General features: G+C 61.1%; 19 protein-coding genes. 6 read left to right on the top strand and 13 right to left on the bottom strand.

All coding sequences use genetic code 11. The features are described from left to right. Positions 1-33: 33 nt before the first annotated feature. The 6 genes from HX818_RS21255 to puuE all read right to left on the bottom strand — a co-directional run bounded on the left by HX818_RS21255 (position 34) and on the right by puuE (position 6090). Complete coding sequence (locus HX818_RS21255) at positions 34-1386, bottom strand: nucleobase:cation symporter-2 family protein (protein ID WP_177020692.1); 1353 nt, start codon at positions 1384-1386, stop codon at positions 34-36. Positions 1387-1582: 196 nt separating this feature from the next. Further along, a complete protein-coding gene (locus tag HX818_RS21250; protein WP_087694785.1) occupies positions 1583-2884 on the bottom strand; it encodes a urate hydroxylase PuuD in 1302 nt (433 codons plus the stop codon). A gap of 50 nt (positions 2885-2934) precedes the next feature. Beyond that, positions 2935-3438, bottom strand: coding sequence for an ureidoglycolate lyase (locus HX818_RS21245; protein WP_003209110.1), 504 nt, complete (start codon positions 3436-3438; stop codon positions 2935-2937). 137 nt (positions 3439-3575) lie between these two features. Beyond that, positions 3576-4571 carry an allantoicase gene (gene alc, locus HX818_RS21240; protein ID WP_003209112.1) on the bottom strand — a complete coding sequence of 332 codons (996 nt, stop codon included), beginning with the start codon at positions 4569-4571 and terminating at the stop codon, positions 3576-3578. An 80-nt stretch (positions 4572-4651) separates the two neighbouring features. Then, a complete protein-coding gene (gene uraD, locus HX818_RS21235) occupies positions 4652-5167 on the bottom strand; it encodes a 2-oxo-4-hydroxy-4-carboxy-5-ureidoimidazoline decarboxylase (RefSeq protein WP_177020691.1) in 516 nt (171 codons plus the stop codon). Continuing rightward, on the bottom strand, positions 5164-6090 hold the full coding sequence (gene puuE, locus HX818_RS21230; protein ID WP_008432189.1) for an allantoinase PuuE: 927 nt from the start codon (positions 6088-6090) through the stop codon (positions 5164-5166). Before puuE ends, uraD begins: the two co-directional genes overlap by 4 nt. Before the next feature lie 462 nt (positions 6091-6552). Here puuE and uraH point away from each other — a divergent pair, with 462 nt between their 5' ends. Then, the gene (gene uraH / locus HX818_RS21225; protein ID WP_134326010.1) at positions 6553-6906 is read left to right on the top strand and encodes a hydroxyisourate hydrolase; all 354 of its coding nucleotides are present in this window, start codon (positions 6553-6555) and stop codon (positions 6904-6906) included. Between the two features lie 130 nt (positions 6907-7036). On the opposite strand, the gene HX818_RS21220 is transcribed toward uraH, so the two are convergent. The 3 genes from HX818_RS21220 to HX818_RS21210 all read right to left on the bottom strand — a co-directional run bounded on the left by HX818_RS21220 (position 7037) and on the right by HX818_RS21210 (position 9699). Next, positions 7037-7663 carry a LysE family translocator gene (locus tag HX818_RS21220; protein WP_008432192.1) on the bottom strand — a complete coding sequence of 209 codons (627 nt, stop codon included), beginning with the start codon at positions 7661-7663 and terminating at the stop codon, positions 7037-7039. 63 nt (positions 7664-7726) lie between these two features. Further along, entirely contained in the window at positions 7727-9073 is a 1347-nt protein-coding gene (locus HX818_RS21215; RefSeq protein WP_003212843.1) for an NCS2 family permease, read from the bottom strand. Between the two features lie 191 nt (positions 9074-9264). After that, positions 9265-9699 (bottom strand): MarR family winged helix-turn-helix transcriptional regulator, encoded by a 435-nt coding sequence (locus HX818_RS21210; RefSeq protein ID WP_003212841.1) that lies wholly within the window; start codon positions 9697-9699, stop codon positions 9265-9267. Positions 9700-9781: 82 nt separating this feature from the next. On the opposite strand from HX818_RS21210, the gene HX818_RS21205 reads away from it, so the two are divergent. Beyond that, entirely contained in the window at positions 9782-10948 is a 1167-nt protein-coding gene (locus HX818_RS21205) for a PLP-dependent aminotransferase family protein (RefSeq protein ID WP_177020690.1), read from the top strand. A 10-nt stretch (positions 10949-10958) separates the two neighbouring features. Then, positions 10959-11561 (top strand): glutathione S-transferase family protein, encoded by a 603-nt coding sequence (locus HX818_RS21200; protein WP_008432197.1) that lies wholly within the window; start codon positions 10959-10961, stop codon positions 11559-11561. Positions 11562-11662: 101 nt separating this feature from the next. Here the strand turns inward: HX818_RS21200 and HX818_RS21195 are convergent, their stop codons facing one another. Continuing rightward, positions 11663-12559: a LysR family transcriptional regulator gene (locus tag HX818_RS21195; RefSeq protein WP_003213144.1), complete on the bottom strand. Its 897-nt coding sequence runs from the start codon at positions 12557-12559 to the stop codon at positions 11663-11665. A 131-nt stretch (positions 12560-12690) separates the two neighbouring features. Here HX818_RS21195 and HX818_RS21190 point away from each other — a divergent pair, with 131 nt between their 5' ends. Genes HX818_RS21190 through HX818_RS21180 form a run of 3 tightly spaced genes read left to right on the top strand, consistent with a single transcriptional unit; the run spans position 12691 to position 15633 of the window. Further along, positions 12691-13983, top strand: a complete 1293-nt coding sequence (locus HX818_RS21190; protein WP_087694787.1) for a CitMHS family transporter — start codon at positions 12691-12693, stop codon at positions 13981-13983. Between the two features lies 1 nt (position 13984). Beyond that, the gene (locus tag HX818_RS21185; RefSeq protein WP_177020689.1) at positions 13985-15316 is read left to right on the top strand and encodes an acyclic terpene utilization AtuA family protein; all 1332 of its coding nucleotides are present in this window, start codon (positions 13985-13987) and stop codon (positions 15314-15316) included. After that, positions 15313-15633 (top strand): hypothetical protein, encoded by a 321-nt coding sequence (locus HX818_RS21180; protein WP_087694789.1) that lies wholly within the window; start codon positions 15313-15315, stop codon positions 15631-15633. Before HX818_RS21185 ends, HX818_RS21180 begins: the two co-directional genes overlap by 4 nt. Positions 15634-15740: 107 nt before the next feature. Here the strand turns inward: HX818_RS21180 and HX818_RS21175 are convergent, their stop codons facing one another. The 3 genes from HX818_RS21175 to HX818_RS21165 all read right to left on the bottom strand — a co-directional run bounded on the left by HX818_RS21175 (position 15741) and on the right by HX818_RS21165 (position 17398). Further along, positions 15741-16112 carry a glutathione S-transferase N-terminal domain-containing protein gene (locus HX818_RS21175; protein WP_063031984.1) on the bottom strand — a complete coding sequence of 124 codons (372 nt, stop codon included), beginning with the start codon at positions 16110-16112 and terminating at the stop codon, positions 15741-15743. Between the two features lie 103 nt (positions 16113-16215). Beyond that, entirely contained in the window at positions 16216-16761 is a 546-nt protein-coding gene (gene folE, locus HX818_RS21170; RefSeq protein ID WP_003204506.1) for a GTP cyclohydrolase I FolE, read from the bottom strand. 79 nt (positions 16762-16840) lie between these two features. Next, positions 16841-17398, bottom strand: coding sequence for a Smr/MutS family protein (locus HX818_RS21165; RefSeq protein ID WP_003213135.1), 558 nt, complete (start codon positions 17396-17398; stop codon positions 16841-16843). Between the last annotated feature and the right edge of the window lie 22 nt (positions 17399-17420).

Genomic DNA, 17420 nt, shown 5'->3' with positions numbered 1-17420 from the left:
CTGATCGTTATTGTTTTTGTTGTGACGCAGGAATCAATGTGGGTGTGCGTGAGCGCTTGGGGCAGCGCGTTCGGCGCCACCCAGGATGTTGAATAACAGGTTCAGCGACAGCGCGCTGATCGTGGCCATGGCGATGCCGCTGTGAGTGATCGGGCTCATCCATAGCGGCAGCTGTGCAAAGAATTCGGGACGTACCACCGGGATCAATCCCATGCCGATACTCACCGCCACCAGCAACTGGTTACGACGGTCGGTAATGTCGGCTTCCTGGAGGATCTTGATCCCGGTGGCTGCCACCATGCCGAACATGGCAATCGCCGCGCCGCCCAGCACTGCGGGTGGAATCGACGCTACCAAAAAGGCGGCCTTGGGCAGCAGGCTCAGCACAATCAGGAACGCGCCGGCCACGATCGTCACCGAACGGCAGCGCACGCCGGTCATCTGCACCAGGCCGATGTTCTGCGCGAACGAGGAGTGGGTGAAGGTGTTGAAGAACCCGGCAAAAAACGATGCGCCGGCGTCACACAACAGGCCACGGCGGAGCATTTTCGGCGTGACTTCCTGGCCGGTGATCTTGCCCAGGGCGAGGAACATCCCGGTGGACTCGACGAAGATGATCACCACCACCAGGCACATCGACAGGATCGGCGCCAACTCGAACTTGGGCATGCCGAAATGCAGTGGCGTCACCACTTGCACCCACGGGGCGCGCGCCAGGCCGCTGAGGTCGACCATGCCGATCATCCCGCACAGCCCGTAGCCGAGGGCCATGCCGATCAGCACCGAGATATTCACCCAGAAGCCGCGCATGAAACGGTTGATCAGCAGGATGGTGGCCAGCACCAGCGCGGCAATCGCCAGGTAAATCGGTGAGCCAAACGTGGACGCCGCTGCGCCACCGCCGGCCCAATTGACCGCGACGGGAAACAGCGAAAGACCAATGGCGGTGATCACGGTACCGGTCACCAGCGGTGGAAAGAAGCGCACGACCTTGGACATGAACGGCGCGATCACCATGCCGAAAAAACCGGCGGCGATGGTCGCACCGAAGATCCCCTGCAGACCGATGCCGGGCATGCCGGCCATGGCCACCATGCTGCCGACAGCGGCGAAACTGGCGCCCATCATCACCGGCATACGAATGCCTACCGGGCCGATGCCGAAGGACTGGACCATAGTTGCGATGCCCGCCACCAGCAGGTCGGCGTTGATCAGGAAGGCGATTTCTTCACGGCTCAGGCCCGCGGCCTGGCCGATGATCAAAGGCACGGCGACGGCGCCACCGTACATCAGCAAGACGTGTTGCAGGCCTACCAGAATCAGTTGCAAGAGGGGAAGCCGCACCATGGCGGGCGCGGCAGGAGTCTGCGTTTCTAGCTGGGACATGCAACACCTCGGATCTTTTTATTGTTGTGTTGTTCGGCATTCAATTGCCGTGTGGAACTCATTCGTCAAAGCACACCGCAGATCCCATGTGGGAGCGGGCTTGCTCGCGAACGCGGTGGTTCAGTCACCTGAAGTGTTGAATGACACACCGCATTCGCGAGCAAGCCCGCTCCCACACTAGTCCTGCGTTAATCAGTCAGTTGGTACGCGCCCCCTGAGTGATCCAGGTGCCAATCAAGTCCCGTTCCTGCTGGGTCATCTGGGTGATATTGCCCAGCGGCATGATCTGGCTGGCCACGGCCTGTGCCTGGATGCGCGGGGCCATTTGCTGGATCTGCTGCGGCGTATCAAACATCACCCCGGCCGGTGCGGTGCTGAACAGCGGGCTTGTCGGCTTGGCCGAATGGCACACCGCGCAGCGCTCCTGGATCACCCCGTGGACCTTGTCAAAATCAATCGAGGCCTGGGCCGGTGCTGCTTCGGCAGGTGCCGGTGCAGGTGCCGCTGGAGCAGCCGGTTTAAGCCCGCCACCCAACGCCGTTTCCGGCAGCGGCTGGTATTCGATGGCCGCAGGAGCCTTGGCCACATCCGGTGCAGTCGCCACCGGTTTTGGGCCGGTCACGTAGGCCAGGCAAATCATCGCCAGCGCGCCCACCGGCAAGGTCCAGGCATATTTCTGGCTGTTGTGACGGGTGTTGAAGTAGTGACGCACCAACACGGCCGCTACCGCGATGCCCGCCAGGATCAGCCAGTTGTATTGGCTGCCGTAGGTGCTCGGGAAGTGGTTGCTGATCATGATGAACAGCACCGGCAAGGTGAAGTAGTTGTTATGACGCGAACGCAGCAAACCCTTGGCCGGCAGTGCCGGGTCGGGCGTGCGGTTTTCGGCGATGGCTGCCACCAGCGCGCGCTGGGCCGGCATGATGATGCGGAACACGTTGCCCACCATGATGGTGCCGATCACGGCGCCCACATGCAGGTACGCACCACGGCCGCTGAACACTTTGCTGAAGCCGTACGCAGCGGCAATCAACAGCACGAACAGGATCAGGCCGAGCAGGGCAGGGCGCTTGCCCAGTGCCGAGTCGCAGAGAAAGGAGTAGATGAACCAGCCGGCCAGCAGCGAACCGAGGCCCAGCAACACACCTTCCGGACCGCTGAGGCTGCTGCCCGGGGCCAGCAGGTACAAGGTCGGGTTGGCGTAGAACACCACGCACAGCAGCGCGATGCCGGACATCCAGGTGAAGTAGGCTTCCCATTTGAACCAGTGCAGGTTGTCCGGCATGGTCGGCGGGGCCAGTTTGTATTTTTCCAGGTGGTAGATACCGCCACCGTGGATCGCCCACAAGTCACCGGCGAGGCCGTCCTTGGGGTTGACGCGGTTGAGGTTGTTTTCCAGCCAGACGAAGTAGAACGAAGCGCCGATCCAGGCGACGCCAGTGATCATGTGAACCCAGCGCACGCTCAGGTTCAGCCATTCCATCAAATGTGCTTCCACAGTCTTTACCTCTCGCCTGTCACTCTGTCGTCGAGTGATCAGACCTTCTCTTATTGGTGGGGGGCGAGGATCAACCGCTCATCCTCTTTAAAAAAATGCTCATCGCAGTTATTGCCTGTGCCACTGCGATCAACCACCAGGAAGTCATCCCGCTTTTCGATCGTCAGCACCGGGTGGTGCCAGACGCCGCGATGGTAATTAATGCCCTGCCTGCCGTTGGTAACGAAGGCGCGGACCAAGCCCGATACAGGTTCATCGCCAAGTGGCGCGACCACGATCAGAAAGGGGTTGCCGAGCAGCGGGATGAAAGCCTGGCTGCCCAGCGGGTGTCGTTCCAGCATGCACACGGTCAGCGGCATGTCCTGCGCGTCGGCGCGGAAGATGCTGATGATCGCGTTATCTTCTGGCGTGGCGGTTTCAACCGTCGCCAGTTTATGAAAGCGCATGGTCGACCCGTTGTTGATCATGAAGTGATCGCTGCCATCGGTTTCGATAACGTCTCCGAAAGGGGCGAAGGCTTCTTTGGTCAGGGGTTCGATCATCAGTGTGCGCATGGCTGTCTTCTTAATCTTGTGTATGGATCGTTCCCACGCTCTGCGTGGGAACGCCGCCCTGGACGCTCTGCGTCCGCTCTTGTGACGCAGAGCGTCACGGTATGCATTCCCACGCAGAGCGTGGGAACGATCGGGTGTTACTTCGAGACCTTACCGAGAACCCGCAGGCGGCTCACACCACCATCCGGGAACACATTCAGACGAATGTGGGTGATCGGGCCCAGCGCCTTGATCTGCTCGGCAAACGTGTGTTCAGCGTGCATTTCCAGTTTCTGCGCCGGCAGCAGTTCGCGCCAGAACAGCGATTGGGTTTCGATCTGGCTGTCGGTGCCGCCCTTCACGAATGCGCCCTGGATCGAGCAAGTGTCCGGGTAGTTGCCCTTGAAGTGCAGGGTGTCGACCACGATCTTCTCGATCTCGCCCGGGTGGCCCAGTGCGACGATCACCCAGTCATTGCCCGGCGTACGACGACGTGCGGTTTCCCAGCCATCGCCCATGTTGATGCCACGGCCCGGGTTGAGGATGTTGCTCATGCGCCCGAAGTGTTCATCGGAGCAGGCCAGTGCGCGGCCGCCGTTCAATGCAGCAGCCAGGTCCACCTGTTCGTTGTCGCCCACCGCCGACCAGTCGCGGAACGGAATGCCGTACACACGCAGACGGGCCACGCCACCATCCGGGTAGATGTTGAAACGCAGGTGGCTGAAGGCCTGGTCGTTGTTGATCTCGTGGAAGTGATGGCTGTTGCCTTGCAGCTCTACAGCCGACAGCACTTCAACCCATTGGGTGTTGTCATCCGGCTCGCCGCTCGCGAGGAAGCAGGCTTCCAGGGACGCCGATGGCGGGAAGTTGCCGGTGAAGAATGAAGTGTCGATGTCCACGCCTTTGATCGAACCCGGTACGCCCAGGCGGATAACTGCGCTGTCGTAGCCTTCGAAGCGCTTGCGGCGCGACTCCCAGCCGTCCATCCACTTGCCGTTGTCATCGAAAACGCCCTCCTTCCACACGGCCGGGGTCGGCTGGAACAGGCGGTTGGCGTCGGCGAACCAGTCATCGGTGACAGAGATGATCTTGGTGCCCAGGCGGGCGTCGGCCAGGTTGACGAACTTTTCGAAAGGTACGGGTTGCGCTTTCATTCTTCTTGTCTGCCTTAAAGTAAGTGGCTTGGGATGCTCGCCAGGCCCTGGGCGTTCATGAACCGCTCGGGCCAGGTCTGCTAAAGGGTCAGTAATCGGAACAACGCGATTTTATTGATCTCGGCCAGCGCACATTTGAACTCGGCTTCCACCGAGTTGTGAATGCGCGTTTCAAACGCGGCAAGGATCTGGTACCGGTTGCTGCCTTTTACCGCCATGATGAAGGGAAACTTGAACTTGGCCTTGTAGCCATCGTTCAGCTCGGTGAAGCGCGAAAACTCGTCGCTCGAGCATTGGTGAATACCGGCGCCAGCCTGTTCATTAGTGCTGGCTTCGGTCAACTGGCCCTGGACGGCCGCTTTGCCCGCCAGGTCCGGGTGAGCGTTGATCAGGGCCAGTTGGCTTGCGTGATCGGCGCTCAACAGGATGTCGCTCATGCGCTGGTGCAGGGTTTCAATCTCGTCGATCGAAGCGTCCTGGCCCAGGTCGAAGGCCTTTTCGGCCACCCATGGCGAATGTTCGTAGATGTCGGCGAAGGCTGCGACGAATTCGTCGCGGCTCAGGCTCGACGGTTTCAGGGTTTGGAACGCGGTCATTTGGCGGCTCCCTGGAAAGGGTGTACGTCATGCCAGTGACGGGCGATGTCGACGCGGCGGGTAAACCACACCTGATCATGGCCCTTGGCGTATTCGATAAACCGCTTGAGGGCGGCCAGGCGTGCCGGGCGGCCGATCAGGCGGCAGTGCAAGCCGATGGAGAGCATTTTCGGTGCGTCCGCGCCTTCGGCATACAGCACGTCGAAGGCGTCTTTCAGGTATTCGAAAAAGTCGTCGCCCTTGTTGAAACCCTGGACCTGGGTGAAGCGCATGTCATTGGTGTCCAGGGTGTAGGGGATCACCAGGTGCGGCTTGCCGGTCGGGTTGTTGGGTTCCCAGTAGGGCAGGTCGTCGTCATAGGTGTCGCAGTCATAGAGGAAGCCGCCTTCCTCCATCACCAGCCGCCGGGTGTTGGGGCCGGTGCGGCCGGTGTACCAGCCCAGTGGGCGCTCGCCGGTGAGTTCGGTGAGGATGCGGATCGCTTCGAGCATGTGCTCGCGTTCCTGGGCCTCATCCATGTATTGGTAGTCGATCCAGCGGTAGCCGTGGCTGCAGATCTCGTGGCCGGCGGCGACCATCGCGCGGATCACATCCGGGTGGCGCTGGGCGGCCATGGCCACGGCGAAGATGGTCAGCGGGATATCGAATTCCTTGAACAACTTGAGGATGCGCCACACGCCGGCACGGCTGCCGTATTCGTACAGCGACTCCATGCTCATGTTGCGCTCGCCTTGCAGCGGTTGCGCCGAGACCATCTCGGACAGGAAGGCTTCCGACTCTTTGTCGCCGTGCAGGATGTTGCGCTCACCACCTTCTTCGTAGTTGAGTACGAACGACAGGGCGATACGGGCCTTGCCCGGCCAGTGTGGGTGAGGAGGGTTACTGCCGTAACCGATCAGGTCGCGTGGGTAGTCAGCGCTCACTGCAGTCTTCCTTCTTGTTCGTGGTAGCGGTGTGTGTGGCGGCCGGGCAGCGGAAAGACTGGGTGGCGTCACAACGATGACTGATTGTATACAACTTAGTGTGCACTTTGTAAGCCTGTATTTCTGCATTTTTTCCGCAGGGTGTTTGCAGAATAGCACTGCAAGAAACCTGCCTGACTGGTCAGCTAAATTGAAAAAAACCTCATTCACTGTAGGAGCGAGCTTGCTCGCGAAAAACCTGAGAGCGCCTCGTTAACCCTGAAGCGCTGCGTTATCGTTAACGATCTTCGCGAGCAAGCTCGCTCCTACCGTATCGGCGTCAGCAACGGAACGCAGGCTTGTTGAATTTATTGTGTACAATTTTTTTGAAAAGTGTCTTAATCAGCCATCGCCGGCTTTTTCAGTGACCTGAAAAGGTGCGGTCTTTCACTTTTTACTGACTTCGGGAGGCGCGCAGACGCTATGGGACGTTTGACCACACACGTATTGGACGCCGCGCATGGCTGCCCTGGCAGCGCAATCAAGGTTGAGTTGTACCGTGTCGAGGGCGCACAGCTTGAGCTGGTCGCCAGCACCCTGACCAACAGCGACGGCCGCTGCGATGCACCCCTGCTGCAAGGCGATGACTACCGCAGCGGTGTCTATCAGTTGCAGTTCAACGCCGGTGATTACTACCGCGCCCGCGGTGTGCAACTGCCCGAACCTGCATTTCTCGATGTGGTGGTGCTGCGCTTCGGCATCAGCGCCGAACAGGATCACTACCACGTGCCTTTGCTGATTTCGCCTTACAGCTACTCCACCTATCGCGGTAGCTGAGTCGTCACCGCGCTTCACACCCCCAAAGCTCTTCGTTGGTTTTTCGCCCGCTCACACTGCGGGCTTTTTTTCGCCTGCTGATTGCACCATAAAGGCGGCCCCGATCTTCAGTGCGATCGGGGCTGGATCTTCAGCGGCTCAATAGCGACGCAGCGCCGGCGCCTGTGAACAAGCCCGCGCTGATCCGGTTGAACCAGCTCTGGCCCCTGCCGCTGCGCAGGTAGCGCGCGGCACCGTGGGCGCCGAGGCCGTAGGCCAGTTTGCACAGCAGGTCGAGCACGGTCCAGGTGGCGATCATGATCAGCAACTGCGGCAAAAAGGCCTGCTGGGCACTGAGGAATTGCGGCAGGAAGGCGGCGAAAAACAGGATGTCCTTCGGGTTGCTGGCGCCCAGCACAAAGGCCCGGCCAAACAGCGCACGAAAACGCGGGGTGGCGGCCACTTGCGGTACGTCGGCGACGTGGGCCGGTTGCCGGGATTGCTGCCAGCTCTGCCAGGCGAGATAGAACAGGTACAGCGCGCCGACGATCTTCAGGGCGCTGAACAGCTGTTCCGATGCCAGCAACAACGCACCCAAACCCAGCGCCGAGGCGCTCAGCAGGCAGATGGAAGCAATCACCCCGCCGAGAAAGGCCGGGTACGAACGGCGCAGGCCGTAGTTCAGGCTGTTGCTGATCATCAGCAAGGACAGGGGGCCGGGGATCAGGATCACCACCAGCGCAGCGCCGCTGAACAGCAGCCAGGTTTCCAGACTCATTGCATTCCTCCATTCGTACAAAAGCCCCACCCGACGGGGTGAGGCAGGGTCAAGCGGGTTGGCCTACAGGAACGCGAACTTGGCGATGAAGATCGCGCAAAGCACCCACAGGCTGATGGAAATTTCCTTGTGTTTACCCGTGCCGGCCTTCAGCGCCACGTAGGTGATGAAACCCAGGGCGATGCCGTCGGCCACCGAGAAGGTCAGGGGCATCATGATCGCCGTGACGATCGCCGGAATGCTGTCGGTGGCGTCGTCCCAATTGATATGGGCCATGCCGCTCATCATCAGCATCGCCACATAGATCAACGCGCCGGCGGTGGCATAGGCCGGAATCATGCCAGCCAGCGGGGCAAAAAACATCGCTGCGATAAACAACACGCCAACCGTAACCGCCGTCAGCCCGGTGCGGCCACCAGCGGCAACCCCGGCGGCGCTTTCCACGTAACTGGTGACTGGCGGCACGCCGACCATGGCGCCGAACACGCTGGAGGCGCTGTCGGCTTTCAGGGCGCGGGAGAGGTTTTCGATCTTGCCGTCGGCATTCACCAGGCCTGCACGCTGGGCCACGCCCATCAGGGTGCCGGCGGTGTCGAACATGTGCACAAACAGGAAGGCGAACACCACGCTGATCATGCTGACGTTGAACACGCCCATCACGTCCATGGCCATCCAGGTCGGCGCCAGGCTTGGCGGGGTGGCCAGGATGCCGTGGTACTCCACCAGGCCCAGGCCCCAACCGGCGAGGGTCACGGCGATGATGCTGATCAGGATCGCGCCGAATACCCGGTGGTAGCTGAGGATCGCAATCAACAGGAAGCAGATGGCCGCCAGCAATGGGGCGGGTTCATGCAGGGAACCGAGCTTGATCAGGGTGGCCGGGCTTTGCACGATGATGCCGGCGGTTTTCAGGCCGATCACCCCGAGAAACAATCCGACGCCGGCGCCCATGGCATGGCGCAGGCTCACCGGAATGCTGTTGAGCAGCCACTCGCGAATGCGTGAGAGCGTCAGGATCATGAACAACACACCGGAGATAAATACCGCACCCAGTGCCGTTTCCCAGTTGTAGCCCATGGTCCCGACCACGGTGTAGGTGAAAAACGCGTTCAGGCCCATGCCCGGCGCCAGGCCTACTGGCCAGTTGGCGTACAGGCCCATCAGCAGACAACCCAGCGCGGCGGCGATGCAGGTGGCGACAAACGCCGCGCCGTGATCGATGCCGGCGTCGGCCATGATGTTGGGGTTGACGAAGATGATGTAGGCCATGGTGATAAAGGTCGTGAGGCCAGCGATCAGCTCGGTCTTCACTGTGGTGCCATGCAAGCGGAGTTTGAACAGGCGTTCCAGCCAACCGTTGTGGGTTGGCGAGAGGTCGAGCGTAGGGGCTTCGGATTTGCGGCTTTCCACAGCAAGTACTCCTCAAGAGTTTTATTGTTATTTCCAGCGCCGGACACATGAGTGGGCAGCAGCGCTTTGAGGTACCAGCGGGTTTTGTTGACCAATAGGTCAGGAACTCGCACGAAGCGAATTATGCTTTTGTATACAAATAAAGCAAATAATGTTTTCTATTTTGTGTGCGAAAGGGGATGAAAGGCAATTCAGGATTGGCCACTGAGTGCCTTGTTTACCGCCAGCCAGCCTTCTACCGCCGTCTCGCCTGCCTCGGCAAACGCCCTTTGCAGCAGCTTTACCTGTTCGCGCCGCAGCGATTGTTCGAAACGCCGGCCTTCCTCGGTCAACTCCAGCAGGCGCTTACGCTTGTCGGTCTCGGACGCCACGCTGTCCACCAGGTGCATTTCCTGCAGTTGGCGCAACGGCATATTCAGCGCCTGTTTGCTCACGCCGAGCAGTTCCAGCAGCTCCTTGACGCTCAAGGCCGGGTAGCGCGCGATAAAAAACACGATGCGTTGATGCACCCGGCTCAAGCCGCGGCGCTCCAGCATTTCGTCAGCCTTGGCGGTGAACGCCTGGTAGCCGAAGAAGAAGGCTTCCATGGCGGTTTGCTGGCTGGTCTGGTTTTTAAGGTCAAGCATATTGACGTATCTGCCCAAGTCGTCGTAATTTCGGTCAAGCAGTTTGACGTATTTTCCCCAGGCTTTGCTACCGGTGACCCTTATGGCCTTCTCAGAACGTGTTTCGCGTCTTAAAAGCTCCCTGATCCGTGAAATCCTCGCGGCGGCGCAAAAGCCGCAGGTGATGTCCTTCGCCGGTGGCCTGCCGGCCGAAGTGATGCTGCCCACGCTGGATTGGGAAGGCATGCCGCTGAATATCGGCCAATACGGTATGAGCGAAGGCGAGCCACAGTTGCGTGAATTGCTGGCGGCCGAGGCGCGGGTGCTGGGTATTGCCTGCGATGCGCGCCAGGTCATGGTGGTCAGCGGCTCCCAGCAAACCCTGGACCTGGCGGCCAAGCTGTACATCGACAAGGGCACCAAAATCCTCCTGGAAGGCCCGACTTACCTTGCGGCATTGCAGATTTTCCAATTGTTCGGCGCCGATTGCCTGACCGTACAGCTTGAGGCGGACGGTCCGGACCTCAGAGCCTTGCGCAGCAGCCTTGAGCAGCATCGCCCGTCCTTCGTCTACCTGATCCCGACGTTCCAGAACCCTTCGGCGGTGCGCTACAGCGATGCCAAGCGCGAGGCCGTCGCCGCGTTGCTGGACGAGTTTGGCGTAACCCTGATCGAAGACGAACCCTACCGCGAACTGACCTTCGACGGCGGCAGCGCACAACCCATCGCCAGTCGGCTGAAAAAGGCCAGCTGGATCTACACCGGCACCGTATCCAAGACCTTGTTGCCCGGCCTGCGGGTCGGCTACCTGATCGCCAGCCCGGACCTGTTCCCGCACCTGCTCAAACTCAAGCAGTCAGCCGACCTGCACACCAACCGCGTTGGCCAGTGGCAGGCGATGCAATGGATCGGCACCGAGAAATACCAGCATCACCTGGTAGAGTTGCGCAGCTTTTACCGAGGCCGGCGCGACGCTTTCCAGGCTGCACTGGCGCGGCATTTCAGCGACCTGGCCGACTGGCAAATACCCCAGGGCGGATTATTCTTCTGGCTGACCTTGAAACAGCCGCTCGATACCCGCACCTTGTTGGCACCTGCGCTCGACCAGGACATCGCGTTCATGCCCGGTGAACCGTTCTTTTCCGAGCCGGACAATCATCACGGTCACCTGCGGCTCAATTTCAGCCATATCGACCCGGCGCGCTTGGACGAAGGTCTCAAGCGTCTCGCTGCGGTGGTCCGTCAAGCACAGCACGCGCAAGCGGCATAGGGGAGCCTCCATGTACAAGGTCTACGGCGATTACAAATCGGGCAACTGCTACAAAGTCAAACTCATGCTCAGCCTGTTGGGCATCGACTATGAGTGGATCGATGTCGACATCCTGAAGGGCGACACCCAGACCGCGGAGTTCCTGGCCAAGAACCCCAACGGCAAGATCCCGGTGCTGGAGCTGGAAGACGGCACCTGCCTGTGGGAGTCCAATGCGATTCTCAACTTCCTGGCCGATGGCAGCGAGTTCCTGCCCAGCGAACCGCGCCTGCGCACCCAGGTTCTGCAGTGGCAGTTTTTCGAGCAGTACAGCCACGAGCCGTACATCGCGGTGGCGCGGTTTATCCAGTTTTACCTGGGGCTGCCGGAAGATCGCCTGGAGGAATACAAGAAGCTGCACAAGGGCGGTTACAAGGCCCTGAAGGTGATGGAGCGCCAGTTGCAGCTGACGCCGTATCTGGTGGGCGACCAATTCTCGATTGCCGACGTGGCGCTGTATGCCTACACCCATGTGGCGGATGAAGGTGGCTTTGACCTGAGCGCCTATCCAGGCGTGCAGGCGTGGTTGAAGCGCGTGGCCAGCCATCCCAAGCATGTGCCGATGCTGGGCTGAAATGCGGTAATGTGGGAGCGGGCTTGCTCGCGAAGGCGGTGTACCAGTCAGCACATGTATTGGCTGACCCACCGCCTTCGCGAGCAAGCCCGCTCCCACATTTAGTTTTGCGGTGCGCCAGGTAATTCTTCACTGAGCAACTCAAAACAGCGCTGCGCCGCTGGGCTCAACGGCTGTCCACTGCGACTGATCAACCCGATCTCCCGGTTCACCCCCGGATGATCAATGGTAATCCGCTTCAACCCCTCCAGACTGTCCGCCGCCGATTCCGGCAACACACTGATCCCCAAGCCCTGCCGCACCAACGCCAACACGGTCGACATGTAGTTGGCCTCCATCCCCGCGAGCATCGTCAGGCGTGTTTCATCGAACAACGCGTCCACCTGTTCCCGCACGCTGCTGTCGCGGCCGGTGAGGATGATCGGCTGGTCGGCCAGTTGCTCCAGGCTCAACTTTGCAAAACGAGTCAGCGGATGATCCAGCGGCACGAACGCACATAACCGATCATTCAGCACCGGCACAAACGCCAGTCCATGACTCAGCCGCGCCCGCACACCAATACCGAAATCCACCTCGCCCGAACGCACTTGCGCATGAATGCGGTGAGCAACCAGGTCATGCAAGCGGACCTCGATCCCGGCAAAACGCTCGCGAAACAGGCGCAGGGCCGGCGGCAACGCGCCGGCGCACACGGAGGGCAGGGCGGCGATGGTCACCACGCCCCGGCGCAAGGCGGCCAGGTCACGGGAGCCGGTGACGATGTTGTCCAGGTCCAGCAGCAATTTCTCCATCGGCCCGCGTGCATCCAGCCCGGCGGCGGTGATGCTGACGTGGCGCGGGCTGCGGTCGAGCAGCGCGACGCCCAGCCATTCCTCCAGTTGTTGCACCTGCACGGTCAGCGCCGAGGGCGACAAATGCAGTTCGTTGGCGGCCTTGGTAAAGCTGCCCGTGCGGGCAACGGCGAGAAACGCCTGGATATGCTGGATCGAATTTTTCATTTTTATTTTGCTCGAGCGTTTTGTTTTTTTGAATGTGGAGTGCCGAATATTCCAATTTACAAAGCCTAACGCGATTCCAATACTCCAGGGAAAACAATAACCGGCCGAAAACGCCGTTCTGGAGCTACCCCATGCTCGCTACCCTGGGTGTCATCACCATCCTGTGCCTGCTCACTGCCGTCATGAGCAAACGCCTGTCGCCACTGGTGGCCCTGATCGCCTTGCCGATCATCGCCGCGCTGCTGGGCGGTTTCGGCCTGCAAACCAGCGCCTTCATCATCACCGGCATCAAGAACGTCGCCCCCGTGGTGGGGATGTTTGTGTTCGCGATCCTGTTCTTCGGGATCATGACCGATGCCGGCATGCTGGATCCAATCATTGATCGCATCCTGCGCACGGTAGGGACGCGTCCTACAAGGATTGTCGTCGGTACCGCGACCCTGGCCCTGCTGGTGCACCTCGACGGCTCCGGCGCGGTGACCTTCCTGGTGACGGTGCCGGCGATGCTGCCGCTGTACACGCGGCTGGGAATTGATAAACGCATCCTCGCGTGTGTGGCGGCGATGGCGGCCGGGGTCAACTTCCTGCCGTGGACCGGCCCGGTACTGCGTTCCTCGGCAGCGCTGCACGTGCCGGTGGCGGACTTGTTCCAGCCGCTGATCCCGGTGCAGATCGTCGGCCTGGTCTTTGTATTCGCCTGCGCCTGGTGGCTGGGCCACCGGGAAGAAAAACGCCTGGGCCTGGGCGCTGGTTCCAGCGTGGACGCAGTGCCGCAACGGGTGCTCAGCGACGATGACATTGCCCTGCGTCGCCCGCGGCTGTTCTGGGTCAACCTGATCCTGACGGTACTGGTGATGGTGGTGATGATCGCCGGTTGGGTCGACCCGGTGGTGATGTTCATGCTCGGCACCGTGGTGGCGCTGTGCATCAACTACCCGAACGTCGACGCCCAACGCGCGCGGATCGACGCCCACGCAAAAACCGCCCTGACCATGGCCAGCATCCTGCTCGCCGCCGGTGTGTTCACCGGCATCATGCAAGGCACCGGCATGCTCAAGGCCATCGCCGAAGTGGCGGTGGCGCAGATTCCGGCGGGCCACGGCAAGTTGATCCCGGCGGTGGTGGGCTTCCTGTCGATGCCGTTGAGCATGCTGTTTGACCCCGACTCCTACTACTTCGGCGTGATGCCGGTGATCGCCGAAGTCGGCAAGGCCTTGGGCGTCGACCCGCTGCAAGTGGCCCAGGCCTCGTTGCTGGGCGTGCACACCACCGGCTTTCCGGTCAGCCCGTTGACGCCGGCGACCTTCCTGTTGGTGGGCCTGTGCAAGATCGAATTGGCCGATCACCAGCGCTTCACCATCCCCTTTCTGTTTGCCGCGTCGGTGTTGATGACTCTGACGGCTTTGCTCCTGGGAGTGATTTGAAATGAAAACCTTGCGCATCGGTTCCGGCGCCGGCTACTCCGGCGACCGTATCGAACCTGCGGTGGAATTGGCCGAACAGGGCGACCTGGATTACCTGGTCTTCGAATGCCTGGCCGAACGCACCATCGCCCTGGCGCAACAGGCGCGGATCAGCGATCCACAAGGCGGTTACGACCCGCTGTTGAGTGAGCGCATGCGCCGCGTGCTGCCCTTTGTCGGCCAGCCCGACGGGCGCCGGCGCCTGCGGGTAATCACCAATATGGGCGCGGCCAATCCGGTGGCGGCGGCGGTTGAAGTGCGGCGGATTGCCAGTGAATTGGGGCTTAACCTCAAGGTGCTGGCGGTGGTTGGCGACGACGTGCTTGAGACCTTGCGTGCCCAGCCGGAGCAGTTGCTCGACAACGGTCAGACCCTTGGCTCGTTGGGCGAGCGATTGATTTCCGCGAACGCCTATTTGGGCGCCGACGGCATTATCGACGCCTTGCGCGCCGAGGCCGACGTGGTGATCACCGGCCGGGTGGCAGACCCTTCGTTGTTCCTGGCGCCGCAGATGTTCGAATTCGGCTGGGCTGCGGATGATTGGCAACGGCTGGGGCGCGGCACGCTGGTGGGGCATTTACTGGAATGTGCGGGGCAGGTCAGCGGTGGCTACTTTGCCGATCCGGGTTTCAAGGACGTGGACGATCTGGCACGCCTTGGCTTTCCACTGGCCGAGATTGACCCAGACGGCGAGGCCTTGATCACCAAGGTCGCAGGTTCCGGTGGGCGGGTCAGCCGTGCCACGTGTACCGAACAATTGATCTACGAAGTGCACGACCCGGCGGCCTACCTCACACCGGACGTGTGCGCGGATTTTTCCCAGGTGGCGTTTACCGAAGAAGCCGTGGACCGGGTGCGTGCCCACGGCGCGAGCGGACGGCCACGTCCCGAAGCGTTGAAAGTCAGCGTCGGTTATCTGGACGGCTGGATCGGTGAGGGGCAGATTTCCTACGGTGGCCCGGGCGCGGTCGCTCGTGCGCAACTGGCTCGCGATGTGGTCCTGAAACGCTTGGAGTTGACCGGTGTGCGCATGCAGGACGTGCGTGCCGAATTGATCGGCGTCGACTCCCTGCACGGCCCGCGCAGCACGGTTGAACAGTGGGAAGTGCGCCTGCGCATCGCCGCCCGCTGCGCAGAACGCAGCGAGGCGGTGCGTGTCGGCAATGAAGTGGAAACCCTCTACACCAACGGCCCTTCCGGCGGCGGTGGCGCCAGCAAGAGCCTGCGCCAGGTGGTGGCGGTGGCATCGTTGCTGCTGCCTCGTCACGCGGTCAACCCGAGGATCGAAGCATGAAGCTGCACACCCTGGCCCACTCCCGAACGGGAGACAAGGGCGACACCTCGAACATCTCGATCATCGCGTATCGGGCCGAGGACTATCCGCTGCTCTGCGAGCAATTGACGGCTGAGGTGGTGGCGGCATTTTTTGCGCCGTTGCTGGAGGCGGGAGCTGCACCGGTGCGGCGTTATGAACTGCCCAATGTGCAGGCACTGAACTTCGTGTTGCCGGGGATCCTGCGAGGCGGGGTGACGCGGTCGCTGGCGCTGGACGCCCATGGCAAGTGCCTGGGCTCAGCATTGCTGGATCTTGAATTGGCAATACCAAACTAATGTGGGAGCGGGCTTGCTCGCGAAGGCGGAGTGTCAGCCACTACATCTGTGACTGATACTCCGCCTTCGCGAGCAAGCCCGCTCCCACACTGGATCCTCGCTGTTTGTCAGACCGCCGCAAACCGCTTGTCGAGGTAATCGATGATCACCTTGGAGTCGTACATCCAGGTGGTCTGGCCGTTCTCTTCGATGCGCAGGCATGGCACCTTGATCTTGCCGCCTTGCTCCAGCAGGGTCTGGCGGTCCTGCTCGTTGTTCTTCGCATCCTTCAAAGCTACCGGCACGTTCAGGCGGTGCAGGGTGCGGCGGGTCTTCACGCAGAACGGGCAGGCGTGGAATTGATACAGGGTCAGGTCCTTGGCCGCTGCGTTCACCTGCGCCTGTTGTTCGGCAGGGCGCTGCTTTTTGCGCGGACGGGTCAGGAAGTCGCCGGCGATGATGACATGGCCGAGGCCCACTCGAAGTGCTTTGACGAACATGGCTGAAACCTCTTGCCCTAGACTTAAGGGGGCGCAGCTTACCTGATTTTTCACAGGCGAAAAAAAACCGGCGATGAACGCCGGTTTTTCCAGGTGCCGCGTATTACTTGATCAGGCTGAGAAACTCGCTGCGGGTCGCCGCGTTTTCGCGGAACTCACCCAGCATCACCGACGTGATCATCGACGAATTCTGCTTCTCCACACCGCGCATCATCATGCACATGTGCTTGGCCTCGATCACCACTGCAACGCCCAGGGCGCCGGTGACCTGCTGGACCGCATCGGCGATCTGGCGGCTGAGGTTTTCCTGGATCTGCAGGCGACGGGCATACATATCGACGATACGCGCGACCTTCGACAGGCCCAGCACTTTGCCGCTCGGGATATACGCGACGTGAGCCTTGCCGATGAACGGCAGCAGGTGGTGTTCGCACAGCGAGTACAACTCGATGTCCTTGACCAGCACCATTTCGCTGTTGTCAGAGCTGAACAAGGCACCGTTGGTGACTTCTTCGAGGGTCTGTTCATAACCGCGGCAGAGATACTGCATGGCCTTGGCGGCACGTTTTGGCGTGTCGAGCAGGCCCTCGCGGGAAACGTCCTCGCCGAGCTGGCCGAGGATCGCGGTGTAATTCTGTTCCAGGGACATGAAACTACCTAGTGGGATTTTCGCAAAGGGCAAGGGTACGGCGGCCAACACATCGCTGCAAGCCTGACGATGGCACTTGTTACTCGTCGCGGCCTTCCATCATGGTGCGCTTGAGCATCACATACACCGCGCCAGCGCCGCCGTGACGTGGCTGGCATGAGGTAAAACCCAGCACCTGGGAGTGCTGGCGCAACCAGGTGTTGACGTGGCTTTTGATCATCGGCCGCTTGCCGTCCAGGCGCACGGCCTTGCCGTGGGTGACGCGCACGCAGCGGATTTCGAATTTGGTGGCTTCGGCGAGGAACGCCCAGAGGGTTTCGCGGGCTTTTTCGACGGTCATGCCGTGCAGGTCGAGACTGCCCTCGAACGGGATCTGGCCGACCTTGAGCTTGCGCATCTGGCTTTCCTGCACGCCGTCGCGGGCCCACATCAACTCGTCTTCGGGACCTACATCGATAACGAATTGATCCGACAGGCCGTCCACGGTGGTGGCGTCCGTGCGCACGGTCGCGGCCTGGCGCAGCTTGGCGATCTGGGCGCGATCGGTCTTGGGTTTGCCGGTGTCGGCGCGATCATGCTTGATCGGCTTGACGCCGCGCAGCTCGTTCTTGAATAGGGAAAAATCGTCGTCTTGCATGTCAGCCTCCGCGAAGGGCGGG

Origin of the sequence: Pseudomonas sp. F9001 (genome assembly GCF_013385435.1) — a bacterium.
Lineage (GTDB): Bacteria > Pseudomonadota > Gammaproteobacteria > Pseudomonadales > Pseudomonadaceae > Aquipseudomonas.
This window is presented reverse-complemented; position numbering and strand designations above follow the sequence as displayed.

Bases quoted from the DNA above. Each gene is read 5' to 3' on its own strand.
- HX818_RS21255 (WP_177020692.1), bottom strand. From the start codon at position 1,386: ATGTCCCAGCTAGAAACGCAGACTCCTGCCGCGCCCGCCATGGTGCGG.
- HX818_RS21245 (WP_003209110.1), bottom strand. From the start codon at position 3,438: ATGCGCACACTGATGATCGAACCCCTGACCAAAGAAGCCTTCGCCCCT.
- alc (WP_003209112.1), bottom strand. From the start codon at position 4,571: ATGAAAGCGCAACCCGTACCTTTCGAAAAGTTCGTCAACCTGGCCGAC.
- uraD (WP_177020691.1), bottom strand. From the start codon at position 5,167: ATGACCGCGTTCCAAACCCTGAAACCGTCGAGCCTGAGCCGCGACGAA.
- uraH (WP_134326010.1), top strand. From the start codon at position 6,553: ATGGGACGTTTGACCACACACGTATTGGACGCCGCGCATGGCTGCCCT.
- HX818_RS21220 (WP_008432192.1), bottom strand. From the start codon at position 7,663: ATGAGTCTGGAAACCTGGCTGCTGTTCAGCGGCGCTGCGCTGGTGGTG.
- HX818_RS21210 (WP_003212841.1), bottom strand. From the start codon at position 9,699: ATGCTTGACCTTAAAAACCAGACCAGCCAGCAAACCGCCATGGAAGCC.
- HX818_RS21205 (WP_177020690.1), top strand. From the start codon at position 9,782: ATGGCCTTCTCAGAACGTGTTTCGCGTCTTAAAAGCTCCCTGATCCGT.
- HX818_RS21200 (WP_008432197.1), top strand. From the start codon at position 10,959: ATGTACAAGGTCTACGGCGATTACAAATCGGGCAACTGCTACAAAGTC.
- HX818_RS21195 (WP_003213144.1), bottom strand. From the start codon at position 12,559: ATGAAAAATTCGATCCAGCATATCCAGGCGTTTCTCGCCGTTGCCCGC.
- HX818_RS21190 (WP_087694787.1), top strand. From the start codon at position 12,691: ATGCTCGCTACCCTGGGTGTCATCACCATCCTGTGCCTGCTCACTGCC.
- HX818_RS21185 (WP_177020689.1), top strand. From the start codon at position 13,985: ATGAAAACCTTGCGCATCGGTTCCGGCGCCGGCTACTCCGGCGACCGT.
- HX818_RS21180 (WP_087694789.1), top strand. From the start codon at position 15,313: ATGAAGCTGCACACCCTGGCCCACTCCCGAACGGGAGACAAGGGCGAC.
- HX818_RS21175 (WP_063031984.1), bottom strand. From the start codon at position 16,112: ATGTTCGTCAAAGCACTTCGAGTGGGCCTCGGCCATGTCATCATCGCC.
- folE (WP_003204506.1), bottom strand. From the start codon at position 16,761: ATGTCCCTGGAACAGAATTACACCGCGATCCTCGGCCAGCTCGGCGAG.
- HX818_RS21165 (WP_003213135.1), bottom strand. From the start codon at position 17,398: ATGCAAGACGACGATTTTTCCCTATTCAAGAACGAGCTGCGCGGCGTC.